General features: G+C 60.3%; 11 protein-coding genes. 6 read left to right on the forward strand and 5 right to left on the reverse strand.

What is annotated here, in order from left to right:
- Window positions 1–138: 138 nt before the first annotated feature.
- The 5 genes from AC1DIS_RS10380 (at window position 139) to AC1DIS_RS10400 (ending at window position 3,640) form a co-directional block, all read left to right on the forward strand.
- Window positions 139–1,632 (forward strand): RNA polymerase factor sigma-54, encoded by a 1,494-nt coding sequence (locus AC1DIS_RS10380; RefSeq protein ID WP_064620307.1) that lies wholly within the window; start codon window positions 139–141, stop codon window positions 1,630–1,632.
- A 74-nt stretch (window positions 1,633–1,706) separates the two neighbouring features.
- Window positions 1,707–2,015, forward strand: coding sequence for a ribosome hibernation-promoting factor, HPF/YfiA family (hpf, locus tag AC1DIS_RS10385; protein ID WP_007941242.1), 309 nt, complete (start codon window positions 1,707–1,709; stop codon window positions 2,013–2,015).
- Between the two features lie 12 nt (window positions 2,016–2,027).
- Window positions 2,028–2,492 carry a PTS IIA-like nitrogen regulatory protein PtsN gene (ptsN, locus tag AC1DIS_RS10390; protein WP_477780860.1) on the forward strand — a complete coding sequence of 155 codons (465 nt, stop codon included), beginning with the start codon at window positions 2,028–2,030 and terminating at the stop codon, window positions 2,490–2,492.
- Between the two features lie 2 nt (window positions 2,493–2,494).
- Complete coding sequence (gene rapZ / locus AC1DIS_RS10395) at window positions 2,495–3,352, forward strand: RNase adapter RapZ (RefSeq protein ID WP_477780861.1); 858 nt, start codon at window positions 2,495–2,497, stop codon at window positions 3,350–3,352.
- A 15-nt stretch (window positions 3,353–3,367) separates the two neighbouring features.
- Window positions 3,368–3,640, forward strand: a complete 273-nt coding sequence (locus AC1DIS_RS10400) for an HPr family phosphocarrier protein (RefSeq protein WP_018927210.1) — start codon at window positions 3,368–3,370, stop codon at window positions 3,638–3,640.
- Between the two features lie 130 nt (window positions 3,641–3,770).
- On the opposite strand, the gene pmbA is transcribed toward AC1DIS_RS10400, so the two are convergent.
- Window positions 3,771–5,117 (reverse strand): metalloprotease PmbA, encoded by a 1,347-nt coding sequence (gene pmbA / locus AC1DIS_RS10405; protein WP_018927211.1) that lies wholly within the window; start codon window positions 5,115–5,117, stop codon window positions 3,771–3,773.
- A 108-nt stretch (window positions 5,118–5,225) separates the two neighbouring features.
- Between pmbA and yjgA the strand changes: the two genes are divergently transcribed.
- A complete protein-coding gene (gene yjgA, locus AC1DIS_RS10410) occupies window positions 5,226–5,750 on the forward strand; it encodes a ribosome biogenesis factor YjgA (protein WP_007941230.1) in 525 nt (174 codons plus the stop codon).
- Window positions 5,751–5,810: 60 nt separating this feature from the next.
- On the opposite strand, the gene tldD is transcribed toward yjgA, so the two are convergent.
- From tldD to rng, 4 genes are all read right to left on the reverse strand, one after another.
- A complete protein-coding gene (tldD, locus tag AC1DIS_RS10415) occupies window positions 5,811–7,253 on the reverse strand; it encodes a metalloprotease TldD (RefSeq protein ID WP_018927212.1) in 1,443 nt (480 codons plus the stop codon).
- Between the two features lie 12 nt (window positions 7,254–7,265).
- Window positions 7,266–8,120, reverse strand: a complete 855-nt coding sequence (locus AC1DIS_RS10420) for a carbon-nitrogen hydrolase family protein (RefSeq protein ID WP_064620308.1) — start codon at window positions 8,118–8,120, stop codon at window positions 7,266–7,268.
- A 106-nt stretch (window positions 8,121–8,226) separates the two neighbouring features.
- Window positions 8,227–12,030 carry a YhdP family protein gene (locus AC1DIS_RS10425; RefSeq protein ID WP_477780862.1) on the reverse strand — a complete coding sequence of 1,268 codons (3,804 nt, stop codon included), beginning with the start codon at window positions 12,028–12,030 and terminating at the stop codon, window positions 8,227–8,229.
- A 75-nt stretch (window positions 12,031–12,105) separates the two neighbouring features.
- Complete coding sequence (gene rng / locus AC1DIS_RS10430; protein WP_007941226.1) at window positions 12,106–13,563, reverse strand: ribonuclease G; 1,458 nt, start codon at window positions 13,561–13,563, stop codon at window positions 12,106–12,108.
- Window positions 13,564–13,579: the final 16 nt, after the last annotated feature.

The raw sequence follows: 13,579 nt of genomic DNA on the forward strand, positions 1-13,579 counted from the left end.
AATCAATAGTTTTTTATTGTTACAGCGCTCTAGGCAAACACTTCAGTTTCAGGCATATAATTTGCTTATGTTTGGCGCTTCGGCGCCCTGTAGTGGATGGCGCATGTGCGYCGGCGAATAAGGTGTTAAGCCCCTGCCATGAAACCATCGCTAGTCTTGAGAATGGGCCAGCAGCTGACGATGACACCGCAGCTGCAACAGGCCATCCGCCTGCTCCAATTGTCGACCCTGGACCTGCAACAGGAAATCCAGGAGGCCCTGGAGTCCAATCCGATGCTCGAACGCCAGGAAGAAGGCGACGACTTCGATAACGCAGACCCCTTGGCCGACAAAGCCGAACAGCAACCCAACACCGACATTCAGGAACCCTCCTACCAGGAAACCGCCCCGACGGTGGATAACCTTGAGGAAGGCGACTGGAACGAGCGCATTCCCAACGAATTGCCTGTCGATACCGCCTGGGAAGACGTCTACCAGACCAGCGCCAGCAGCCTGCCGAGCAACGATGACGACGAGTGGGATTTCACCACCCGTACTTCGGCCGGTGAAAGCCTGCAAAGCCATTTGCTCTGGCAACTGAACCTGGCACCGATGTCCGACACCGATCGCCTGATCGCCGTGACCCTGATCGACTGCATCAACAATCAGGGCTATCTGGACGAAACCCTCGAGGAAATCCTCGAGGCCTTCGATCCGGAACTGGACATCGAACTGGACGAAATCGAAGCCGTCCTGCACCGCATCCAGCAATTCGAGCCCGCCGGTATCGGCGCCCGCAACCTCGGTGAATGCCTGCTGCTGCAACTGCGCCAACTGCCCGCCAAGACCCCTTGGCTGACCGAGGCCAAGCGCCTGGTCACCGATTACATCGACTTGCTCGGCAGCCGCGACTACAGCCAGCTGATGCGCCGCATGAAGCTCAAGGAAGATGAACTGCGCCAGGTGATCGAACTGGTCCAGAGCCTCAACCCGCGCCCGGGTTCGCAAATCGAGTCCACCGAAGCCGAATACGTCGTTCCCGACGTGATCGTGCGCAAGGACAACGAGCGCTGGCTGGTGGAACTGAACCAGGAGTCGGTGCCGCGCCTGCGGGTCAACGCCCAATACGCCGGCTTCGTACGCCGCGCCGATACCAGCGCTGACAACACCTTCATGCGTAATCAACTGCAGGAGGCTCGCTGGTTCATCAAGAGCCTGCAAAGCCGCAACGAAACCCTGATGAAAGTGGCCACCCAGATCGTCGAGCATCAACGCGGCTTCCTGGAGTACGGCGACGAGGCCATGAAACCGTTGGTGCTGCATGACATCGCCGAAGCGGTGGGCATGCACGAATCGACGATTTCACGGGTGACCACGCAAAAATTCATGCATACCCCACGGGGCATCTATGAACTGAAATACTTTTTTTCCAGCCACGTCAGCACCTCCGAAGGCGGTGAATGCTCGTCTACGGCGATCCGCGCGATCATCAAAAAACTGGTTGCCGCGGAAAATCAGAAAAAGCCGTTGAGTGACAGCAAGATCGCTGGTTTACTGGAGGCACAAGGCATTCAGGTGGCTCGCCGCACCGTCGCCAAGTACCGCGAATCCCTGGGAATCGCGCCTTCGAGCGAACGCAAGCGGTTGATGTAGAGCCACGCCACAGCGTTCCAGTGGTAGATCATCGGATCTACCGCTTTATGCACTGGCAACGAAGGAGAAGCTGTATGCAAGTCAACATCAGTGGACACCAACTGGAAGTGACCGAACCTCTTCGCACCTACATCGGCGAAAAACTCGAACGATTAGAGAGGCATTTCGACAAGATCACCAACGTGCAGGTCACGATGACGGTCGAGAAGCTCAAGCAGAAAATCGAAGCCACGCTGCATATTCCCGGCAATGAGGTGGTCGCTAACGCGGAACATACCGATATGTACGCAGCGATCGACGCACTGACCGACAAGCTGGATAAACAACTCAAAAAGCATAAGGAAAAGACCCAGAGCCTCCTCCAGGGCGCGACCGGTCGTTAACACTCCCAACCCATGATCCGACTTGAAAGCATCCTGACCCCCGGCCGTTCCCTGGTGAACGTGCCGGGCGGCAGTAAAAAGAAAGCCCTCGAGCAAATTGCCAACCTCATCCATCGCGAAGTGCCGGATCTGGCCATGCAGGATGTCTTCGAGAGTCTGGTCGCCCGTGAAAAACTCGGTTCCACCGGCTTTGGCAACGGTATCGCCATCCCCCACTGCCGTCTCAAGGGCTGCGGATCGCCCATCAGTGCCTTGATGCACCTGGATGCACCCATCGATTTCGACGCCATCGACGGTGCCCCGGTTGACCTGCTGTTTGTACTGCTGGTCCCCGAAGCCGCCACCGATGCGCACCTGGAGTTGCTGCGCCAGATCGCCAGCATGCTTGATCGCAAGGAAGTGYGTGAAAAACTGCGCAGCGCCCCGAGCAACGAAGCCTTGTATCAGGTTGTCCTGGACGAGCAAAACGGTCACTAATCATGCGCCTGATCATCGTCAGCGGCCGCTCCGGCTCAGGTAAAAGCACTGCCCTTGATGTTCTCGAGGACAACGGCTACTACTGCATCGACAACCTGCCGGCCGGTCTGTTGCCGGAACTGGCCGAACGCGCACTGATTCACACCGAACTGGCACAACCGCTGGTGGCCGTGTCCATCGATGCACGCAACTTGCCGAGCCACCTGTCACGGTTTCCCGAATTGCTGGAAGAAGTCCGCAGCCGGCATATCCAGTGCGATGTGCTGTATCTGGACGCCGATGAAGAGACCCTGCTCAAACGATTTTCGGAAACCCGCCGCCGTCACCCGCTGAGCAGTGCCAATCGCTCGCTGGCGGAGGCGATAGAGGACGAAACCAATTTACTGGGGCCGATCGCCGACCTGGCCGACCTCAAGGTCAACACCACCAATCTGAACCTGTATCAGCTGCGCGATACCATCAAGCTGCGCCTGCTGAATCAGCCGGAGCCCGGTACTGCGTTCCTGGTGGAGTCTTTCGGGTTCAAGCGTGGCATGCCGGTGGACGCCGATCTGGTGTTCGACGTGCGCTGCCTGCCTAACCCTTACTGGAAACCGGAGCTGCGGGCACAGTCCGGGCTCGATCAACCGGTGGCCGACTACCTGGCGGCGCAGCCGGATGTCGAGGAAATGTTCCAGGACATTTCCTCCTACCTGCTCAAGTGGCTGCCCCGCTTTGCCGCCAGCAACCGCGCCTATGTCACCATTGCCATTGGCTGCACCGGCGGGCATCACCGCTCTGTCTACCTGACCGAACGTCTGGGCCAGGTCCTGCAACAATCCCTGAAGAACGYCCAGGTTCGCCACCGCGACCTCAGCTAAAGGATTCACATCGCGATGCCTGCTCTGGAAATCGAAATCATCAACAAGCTGGGCCTGCATGCCCGCGCGTCTGCAAAATTCGTTGGCGTCGCCGGGCAGTTCCCTTGCCAGATCAGAGCTGGCCGTACACCGGAAACGATGGTCGATGGCAAAAGCATCATGGCCATGATGATGCTCGCAGCCGGCAAGGGCACCAAAATCCACCTGAAAACCGAAGGTGAACAAGAGCAGGAAGCTATGGATGCACTGGTGGCGCTGATCAACAACTTCTTCGACGAAGGCGAATAAAGATCAATGGATTTCGGCTTTCGGTTGCGCCCACAGATGCGTAGGCGCTGACGAAGCTGCGATATTTTGATCCAAAAAAAAAAGCGCCACCCAATCGGGTGGCGCATTTTTTTTGTGCAGCAACCGCAGCTTAACTACCTGCCACCGTCATCCGCTCGATCAACACCGAACCTGTGCGAATGTTGCTGCGCAATTCCAGGTCATTACCGACCGCAATGATCTGCTTGAACATGTCGCGCATGTTGCCGGCAATAGTCACTTCCTGGACCGCGAACTGGATTTCGCCGTTCTCGACCCAGAAACCCGCTGCGCCACGGGAGTAATCGCCGGTGACCATGTTCAGGCCCTGCCCCATCAATTCAGTGACCAGCAGGCCACGACCCATGCGACGCAACAGGGCCGCCTGATCTTCGTCGCCATGGGTGACGAACAGGTTGTGCACGCCGCCGGCATTCGCGGTGCTCGGCATGCCCAGCTTGCGGCCGGAATAGGTGCCAAGCACGTAGGACACCAGCTCGCCGTTTTCCACGAACGGCTTGGCGTAGGTCGCCAGGCCATCGCCGTCGAAGGCAGAGCTGCCCAAAGCGCGCATCAAGTGCGGACGTTCATCGATGGTCAGCCATTGCGGGAACAGTTTCTGCCCCAGCGTGCCTTCGAGGAACGAAGACTTGCGATACAGACTGCCGCCGGAAATCGCCGAGAGGAAACTGCCGAACAAACCGCCGGCCAGTTCCGCAGAAAACAGCACCGGCACTTCGCAGGTCGGTACCGGGCGTGCGCCCAAGCGGCTCGCCGCCCGTTGCGCGGCACGCTGGCCGATGCTCTCCGGGCTGGCCAACAAATTGCCCTGCCGGTTCACGTCGTACCAGTAATCACGCTGCATCTGGCCATCGGCTTCGGCGATCATCACGCAGCTGAGGCTGTGACGGGTCGAGGCGTAACCGCCGATAAAACCGTGGCTGTTGCCGTACACACGGCAACCCTGATGAGTGCTGAGGGTGGTGCCGTCGGCGTTTTTGATCCGACTGTCGGCGGCAAACGCCGCCGCTTCACAGGCCAGGGCCTGCTCGATGGCTCGCTCCGGTGTGATACTCCATTGGTGGAACAGGTCGAAATCCTGCAGCTCCTTGGCCATCAGCGCGGCATCCGCCAAGCCTGCGGCTTCGTCTTCGGACGTGTGCTTGGCAATCGCCAGCGCAGCAGCGACGGTTTCGCGAATCGCTTCCGAACCGCTGGCCGAGGTGCTGGCCGAGCCTTTGCGCTGCCCTACATACAAGGTGATGCCAAAGCCCTGGTCGCGGTTGAACTCAACGGTTTCGACTTCCCGCTGACGCACCGTGGTCGACAGGCCCTGCTCCAGCGACACCGCCACTTCACAGGCACTGGCGCCTTGGCGCTTGGCTTCAGCAATGATCTGCTCAACTTGCTCTTGCAGTGCCGGCAACGCTTGTGGGCCGACGCTTTCAACTGCACTCATGCTGTTCTCCACTCAAATTCTGCTTTCGGTAACGGTCATCGAGCGACCGGGCCGGACAAGCGGCCCCCGACTGGTTATCATGGCGGCGTTTCTTTGCGGACGGCCACCATGGTTGATTCTTACGACGACTCCCTCGATACGGGAGAAAAAAGCAAATCCCAGGTCAAACGCGAGCTGCATGCTCTGGTTGACCTCGGCGAGCGCCTTACAACACTCAAGCCTGACCTGCTGGCAAAACTGCCGTTGACCGACGCTTTGCGCCGGGCTCTGGCCGATGCGCCCAAGCACACCGCGAACATCGCGCGTAAACGGCACCTTCAGTTTATCGGCAAGCTGATGCGCGATCAGGACACTGGCGCCATTCTCACCCTGCTCGATCAACTCGATGCCTCCACCCGGCAGTACAACGAACGTTTCCACGGCCTGGAACGCTGGCGCGATCGCTTGATCGCAGGCGACGACGCCGTCCTGGAGAAGTTCGTCGTCGATTACCCCGAGGCCGATCGTCAACAATTGCGCTCCCTGATCCGTCAGGCCCAGCACGAACTGGCGACCAACAAGCCACCGGCTTCGAGCCGTAAAATCTTCAAGTACATCCGTGAGTTGGACGAGACTCAACGCGGTTTGCGTTAAGTCCCGAATCGGGTGAGTTGCCTCGCAACTCACCCGAAGCTTCACGTTTTCAAGAGCCCCTTACGATCCTGTGCCACCCACGGTGATCGCATCGATTTTCAGCGTTGGCTGGCCGACACCCACCGGCACCGACTGCCCATCCTTGCCACACGTTCCCACACCGCTGTCCAGCGCCAGATCATTACCAACCATCGACACCCGGCTCATGGCTTCCGGCCCGTTGCCGATCAACGTCGCGCCTTTGACCGGTGCAGTAATCTTGCCGTCTTCGATCAGGTACGCCTCGCTGGTGGAGAACACGAACTTGCCACTGGTGATGTCCACCTGACCGCCGCCGAGGTTGGCGCAGTAGATGCCTTTTTTCACCGAGGCGATGATTTCCGCCGGGTCGCTTTCGCCACCGAGCATGTAAGTGTTGGTCATGCGCGGCATCGGCAGGTGCGCGTAGGATTCGCGACGACCGTTGCCGGTGCGGGCCACGCCCATCAGGCGCGCGTTGAGCTTGTCCTGCATATAACCCTTGAGCACGCCGTTTTCGATCAGCGTGGTGCACTCGGTCGGCGTGCCTTCGTCGTCGACGCTCAGCGAACCTCGGCGGCCGGCGAGGGTGCCGTCATCGACGATGGTACAAAGCTTCGATGCAACCATCTCGCCCATGCGCCCGCTGTAGGCCGAACTGCCCTTGCGGTTGAAATCGCCTTCCAGACCGTGACCGACGGCTTCGTGCAGCAACACGCCGGACCAACCCGAACCCAACACCACCGGCAACGTACCGGCCGGCGCCGGGATGGCTTCCAGATTCACCAGTGCCTGACGCAACGCTTCACGGGCATAACCCATGGCGCGGTCTTCGCTGAGGAAATAGCGGTAGTCGGTACGACCGCCACCGCCATGGCCGCCGCGCTCACGACGACCGTTCTGCTCGACGATCACGCTGACGTTGAAACGCACCAGCGGCCGCACATCTGCCGCCAGGCCGCCATCGGTGGAGGCGATCAGAATCCGCTCCCAGACCCCGGCCATGCTCACGGTGACTTGCTGAATACGCGGGTCGAGGGCGCGGGTCGCCACGTCGATGCGCTTGAGCAGCTCGACTTTCTCGGCGCGGGTCATTACTTCCAGCGGGTTGTCCGGCCCGTACAACTGAGCGACATCCTGGGTAGTGAACGCCTGCACGGTGCCATTCTGCCCGGCCCGGGAGATCGAACGGGCCGCACGGGCCGCTGCGCCCAGCGCTTCGAGGGTGATCGCATTGCTGTAGGCGAAACCGGTTTTTTCACCCGATTGCGCACGCACGCCGACACCCTGGTCGAGGTTGAAGCTGCCTTCCTTGACGATCCCGTCTTCCAGCGCCCAGGACTCGGAAATCTGCCCCTGGAAATACAGGTCGGCGGCATCGATGCCCGGGCCGGCCAGATCGCCGAGCACACCCTGCAGGCTCTCGATCGTTACGCCGCCGGGCGCCAGGAGGTGTTCACTGACAGAGGACAACAACTCGCTCATATGCTTTACGCCTTAAATTCGTCGTTCTGATGCAGGTCGCTGAGCGCCCTGCGAGAAAAAGCGCCGGTGAGTGGACACCGGCATCCGCGCCCTGATGGCCGCCTGTTCGCGGCTGTCGCGTTCGGCCAGCAGCACGGCCTCGCCCTGATCCTGTTGTGCCAGCACGCGCCCCCATGGATCGATTATCGCGGCATGACCAAAGGTTTCTCGCGGTCCCGGATGAGTGCCACCCTGGGCGGCCGCGAGCACGTAACATTGAGTCTCGATGGCCCGCGCGCGAATCAGCACGTCCCAATGGGCCGCGCCGGTCACCGCGGTAAAGGCCGACGGGGCGGTAATCAATTCCGCGCCGGCAGCACGCAATTCGCTGTACAGCTCCGGGAAGCGCAAGTCGTAACACACCGTCAGGCCGACTCGACCGACCGGCGTATCGGCAACCACCACGCCACTGCCATAAGCATAGTCATCGGATTCGCGATAACGCCCGCGATTGTCCGCCACGTCCACGTCGAACAGGTGCAGCTTGTCGTACCGCGCCACGGTCTCGCCCTGGTCATCCACCAGTAACGAGCATGCATGCGCTTTGGCCATCGGTTCATCCGCCGGCGGCAACGGCAACGTGCCGGCCACTATCCATAACTTGAGGTCGCGGGCGGTCTGTTTCAACCACGGCAGGATCGGGCCTTCGCCCAGCGCTTCGGCGCGGCCAATGTCGGCAATGTCGCGACGGCCCATGGCAGCGAAGTTTTCCGGCAGCACGGCAAGCCGCGCGCCACCGGACGCCGCCTGCTCAAGCAGACGACGGGCCTGGGACAGGTTGGCCAGCACGTCGCTCTGGCTGACCATTTGAATGACTGCTACAGACATGGCCATTTCCTTATCTGGAATCAACACATACCTGTAGGAGCCGCCTGCGGCAGCTCCTGCAGGGGACTTACGGCCATGCTACTCCATAGGCTTGGAAAGTGGCTTTTCAAAAAGGCTTGTCGTAGGTGATTTTCGGCTCTTTCCACGGACCTTTGACCGTGTATCTGACGCTGGCAAAGCGCGCCACGCGGTCACCGATCAACTTATCGATCAGGAACAGCGCCCCACCTACGGCTGGCGCACCGACGATCAGCGCGGCAATCGGCAGATTGTTGGTCACCGGCAAGGTCACCAGCAACTTGGCATCGACCTGATCAGCCACCAGGTCCAGGGTGCCGTTGAGTTCCAGGTTGCTCGACGGGCCGGTCAGCCGGATCGGCTCACGGGTCACGTAGACCCCGTTGCTCGCGACCAACAGCCCTTTGACCCGGTCATAGCTCAAGCCTTTGCCGAACAGGTCGGAAAAGTCCAGGCGCAAGCGGCGGCCAATGGAGTTGAAGTTGAGCAGGCCAAATACCCGTAGAGCCTGGGCGCTGCCCTCGACTTCAACAAACTGACCTTTATTGAGCGACGCATCGAGGCTGCCAGAGAAGCGCTTGGTGGCCAGCCACGCCGGTGAGCCAGGCCAGCGACCGTCGACATCCATGTGAAACTCTTCACTGGTAACGCTCGGCGCAAAGCCCCAGCCCTTGAGCACATCGGCAAGGTTCTTGCCACTGACCCGGCCCTTGTACCAACTGCTGGAATTGCCGGGCGCGCCTTCCCAACCGCCGCTGCCCTGCAGGTAGATGCCCTTGAGGCCCATATCCAGGGAGTTGAGGGCGATACCCTTGCCGGTCGGGCGAACTTTCAATAGCCAGGCGCCCACCAGGTCCTGGCCCTGGAACAGTTGATTGATGGTGATATCCAGCGCCGGGATTTTCGTCGGGTCCACGGTGGCCAGCGGATCCGGCGAATTCTCGTCGGCCAGCACCGTCGGGTCTGGGGCCGGCAAACGTACGTACTGCAGATTGACCGCAATCGGTGTGGCTTTGGCATCGGGAATACCGACGGTACCCTTGGCCTGCTGACTGTCGAGTTGCAGTGCCCAGGCGGCCGGCTTGCGCGTCAACTGCACCGACGCCTCATCAAGGGTGGTGCCGAAACCGCTGAGCTTGCCAACCTTGAAATCCGCGCCGCTGAGCAATTGCTTGGCGCTGCCGCCTGGATCCTGGCCAGCATACTTGCTGACAAGATCCTGCCAGGGAGACACATCCAGCTCGGACAGTACACCGCGTATGCGCAGGCCTTTGTTGCCGGGCAGCACAGCATCACCACCGCCGAGAAACAACTCACCGCGACCGTCGACGAAGTTGCCAGCCGGGGCCGCAAACGTGAAGTTCGCCAGCTCACCGTAGTTGACCCAGTAACGCCGCTCCGGTCCTTGCAGGGTCATGCGGAACACGGTGTCGCGGCCGACATCCGCCGCCACGCCGAACGGCGCCGGCAAATCCACCGCCACGCCTTTGAGATCGGAGCTGACTATCAATTGGCTGTCGGCGCCATCAAGGTTCAGTTGCAGCTGATAAGGGACCACACCAGACACCGGTAGCGGCTGAGTGACGTTTAGCCACTCGGTGAGTTTCTTGACCTCGACCTGACCCGCTGCGGTGACCCGAGTGTTGAGCTTGCCCGCACTGCCATCGGCAAAAATCTGCGCGGTCACGGGCTTGTCGAACGCTCGCGCGGTGATCTTCTGTCCGCTCAACCCCTTGGCGCTGTCGAAGCGGAAGTCGCCCTTGAGTTGTGTCAGTTCCAGGATGGGCTCGCGAAGTTTCAAGCGGGCCTTGTCGGTCTTGAAGTCGACGAGGATTTTCGGTTGCTCACCTTTGACCAGCGGTACATCCAGGTTGAGTTTGCCTTGCAGATCGCCCTCGCCCYCCCAGCCGGCGAACGTATCGGCTGTGCCGATCGGTGCTTCCTGCAGAATCTTCAGGCCATCGCCCAACCCGCCGGCGAACGCGCCATCGAGGAACAGGTGAGGATTCTGTCCGGCAGGCACATGGGGAATATTGACGTAGACGTCGTTGACCTGGGTGTCGAGCAATCGCCCCTTGTTCGCGAGAATCCGCACACCGCTGTCTTCAATGAATACATCGCCGCTGACCTTGCTGACATGCGGCCAACCCGGCTGAAACGCCAGCTCGGCATCATGAACCTTGAAAAACAGGCTGATGCTGCGAGCCGTTTCCGGGGCGCCATGGTTCAGCGATCCCTGGTACTGGAAGAAACCTTCATCCACTGCACCTTTGAGAATCGCCGTACGCAGCCACTCGTCCAGCGCCGGGCTCAACACGGCCGGCAGGTACTTGGCGGTGTAGCGACCGTCGCCGTCGACCAGGCCGACCCGCAGGTCCATGTAGTCTTCCTGGGTGTGATCGAAATGCAGGCGAATCAGGAAGTCGCCGGCAATCTTGCCCTCTTCGCCCAGCACCTTCAGGTACGGCGCGATCAGGGTGAAACCTTCTTTATCGAGCTTCCAGTTCAACCGCGCATTGGCCTGAATGTACTGCCATGGCTTGGCGAAAATCGGGTCCAGGTGCAAGGAGAAATCCTTGCTGTCCATGCGCAACTCACCCTGCCCGAGATCGCCGCTGATGCTGCCACTGACGTTTCGCGCCGCCGGTGCGCCGTGATAGGCGTCGAAGCCGACCCGATCCAGATTGGCGGCAAAGCTGAACTTGCTGTCATCGGTAGCCGCGGGGCGCAAGTCGATCAGCACGTTGCGCAATACCCCGGTGACCTTGAGCCGCTCGACGGCCGTAGCGACACCTTCCGGAAGCGGCCCCAAAGCGTTCAGTAACGGGGTGAGCGGCGTGAGGTCGATGCGGTCGGCTTGCAGATGCAAAAGCTCTGGCGTCTCGTCGGTCGCCGCGGTTTGTTGAAATTGCAGTTTCGATTCCCAGCGAGTTTCACCCAGGCTCATCGCCAGGGAATCCAGGGTCACCAGCACACCCGTGGAGCTGCGCTGGAAATAGCCGTTAAGCGCCAGATTGTTGATCTGGATTGGCTTGCGCTCGGCGTAGGCGCCCTTGAGTTGCGGTGCGTTCAAACGGATCGCGGCGCTTTGCAGGGCGCCCTCGCTCCAGTTCACCCAGAGCTCGCCACCGGCCTTGATCTCGGAGAAATTCCATTGTTGGGTCAGGTGCTCGGGCAACCATTTCGACCAATCGCTTTGCGGCAGGCTCAAGTAAGCCTCAACCTCGCCGTCCTGCCACTGGCTGGCGCGGATACGGGTACGCAGGCTCATCGCAACCGGCTGGCCATCGGGCAGGGTCAAACGGGCGTCGAGGCGCTGACGCGACACACCGGTTCTCAGATTGAGGCCAACGTAGGTCAGGGTCAGCGGCGGCTGATCCAGTGGCTGCAAGGTCACCTGACTGTCGAGCACCGACAATTGCTGGACCATCTGCATACTATTGAACAACTGCTCCGGGTCCAGCGGCTGATCCTGCCGCACCGGCAATCCTTCCAGCGCCCAATGACCGTCCTCGCCTTCCTTGAGGCTGATCTTCAAGCCGTTGAGCTCCAGATGTGCGATGCGTATTTCGCGCGCCAGCAGGCTGGCCCACAGATCCGGCACCGCGCGCACCTGGTCCAGGCGCAAGGCATTGGAGCCTTCGCCAACCATCACGTCATGAGCCAGCAGAACCGGGGCGAAGCCGCTCCAGTTGCCCTCCAGTTCGCCGATGTGCAGCGGCATGCCCAAGGCGGCGCTGGCTTTGGTTTCGACATCGGCACGGTATTCGGCCACCAGCGGTGTCAGCTCCCGGCCGAGACTGACAAACAGCGCCATCAACACCAAAACCAACGCACACAGGCCCAGACCCCAGCGGGTCAGTGCGGCCAAAATGCGTGTCAGACGCTCCATGTCAGTTGGCTCCCATGGCAAAAATACTGCAAAAAGCTGAGGCCAGCCGTTCTAGTGGAATTGAAATACAACGCTTCAGAGCAGCACCACGTCGTATTGTTCCTGGGAATACATGGTTTCTACCTGAAACCGAATGGTGCGCCCGATAAACCCTTCGAGCTCGGCGACGTTGCCCGACTCTTCATCGAGCAAGCGGTCGACCACTTTCTGGTTCGCCAGCACGCGATAGCCTTCGGCCTGATAGGCACGGGCCTCACGCAGGATTTCGCGGAAGATCTCGTAGCAGACGGTTTCCGGGGTCTTGAGCTTGCCGCGCCCCTGGCAGCTGCTGCACGGTTCGCACAGCACTTGCTCGAGACTTTCGCGGGTGCGCTTGCGGGTCATCTGCACCAGGCCCAGCTCGGTGATGCCGATGATGTTGGTCTTGGCGTGATCGCGCTCCAGTTGCTTCTCGAGGGTGCGCAACACCTGACGCTGATGCTCTTCATCTTCCATGTCGATGAAGTCGATGATGATGATCCCGCCCAGGTTGCGCAGACGCAGTTGACGGGCAATGGCGGTGGCGGCTTCGAGGTTGGTCTTGAAGATGGTTTCTTCGAGATTGCGATGACCGACGAAGGCTCCGGTGTTGACGTCGATGGTGCTCATGGCTTCCGCCGGGTCGACCACCAGATAGCCGCCGGACTTGAGCGGCACTTTGCGCTCCAGGGCTTTCTGGATTTCGTCTTCGACGCCATACAGGTCGAAAATCGGCCGTTCGCCCGGATAATGCTCCAGACGGTCAGCGATTTCCGGCATCAGTTCGGCGACGAACTGTGTGGTTTTCTGGAAGGTTTCCCGGGAGTCGATGCGGATTTTTTCGATCTTCGGGCTCACCAGGTCGCGCAAGGTGCGCAACGCCAGGCCGAGGTCTTCGTAGATCACACTCGGTGCGCTGATGGTTTTGATCTGGGCGTTGATCTGGTCCCAAAGCCTGCGCAGGTAGCGGATATCCATGAGGATTTCATCGGCTCCGGCCCCTTCGGCAGCGGTACGCAGAATGAAACCGCCGGCTTCCTTGATACCTTCTTTCTCCACGCAGTCGGTGACCACTTGCTTGAGGCGTTCGCGCTCGGCTTCGTCTTCGATCTTCAGGGAAATACCGACGTGGGCAGTGCGCGGCATGTACACCAGATAGCGCGACGGGATCGACAGTTGCGTGGTCAGGCGTGCGCCTTTGGAGCCGATCGGGTCCTTGGTGACTTGCACCACCAGGCTTTGGCCTTCGTGAACCAGCGAGCTGATGCTCTCCACCGCCGGGCCTTCGCGCAGGGAAATTTCCGAGGCGTGAATGAATGCGGCGCGGTCTAGCCCGATATCGACGAAGGCGGCCTGCATGCCCGGCAATACCCGAACGACCTTGCCTTTGTAGATGTTGCCGACGATCCCGCGTTTTTGCGTGCGTTCGACATGGACCTCTTGCAGAACACCGTTTTCGACCACCGCCACGCGTGATTCCATCGGCGTGATGTTGATCAGGATCTCTTCACTCATGGCAGGGTCTCGTTCA

The organism is Pseudomonas sp. 05N433, assembly GCF_056396925.1.

What these genes read in the sequence shown, in the direction of transcription:
- pmbA (WP_018927211.1), bottom strand. Translation starts at nt 5,117, where the DNA reads ATGAGTGCAGTTGAAAGCGTCGGCCCACAAGCGTTGCCGGCACTGCAA.
- hpf (WP_007941242.1), top strand. Translation starts at nt 1,707, where the DNA reads ATGCAAGTCAACATCAGTGGACACCAACTGGAAGTGACCGAACCTCTT.
- AC1DIS_RS10380 (WP_064620307.1), top strand. Translation starts at nt 139, where the DNA reads ATGAAACCATCGCTAGTCTTGAGAATGGGCCAGCAGCTGACGATGACA.
- rng (WP_007941226.1), bottom strand. Translation starts at nt 13,563, where the DNA reads ATGAGTGAAGAGATCCTGATCAACATCACGCCGATGGAATCACGCGTG.
- yjgA (WP_007941230.1), top strand. Translation starts at nt 5,226, where the DNA reads ATGGTTGATTCTTACGACGACTCCCTCGATACGGGAGAAAAAAGCAAA.
- tldD (WP_018927212.1), bottom strand. Translation starts at nt 7,253, where the DNA reads ATGAGCGAGTTGTTGTCCTCTGTCAGTGAACACCTCCTGGCGCCCGGC.
- AC1DIS_RS10420 (WP_064620308.1), bottom strand. Translation starts at nt 8,120, where the DNA reads ATGTCTGTAGCAGTCATTCAAATGGTCAGCCAGAGCGACGTGCTGGCC.
- AC1DIS_RS10400 (WP_018927210.1), top strand. Translation starts at nt 3,368, where the DNA reads ATGCCTGCTCTGGAAATCGAAATCATCAACAAGCTGGGCCTGCATGCC.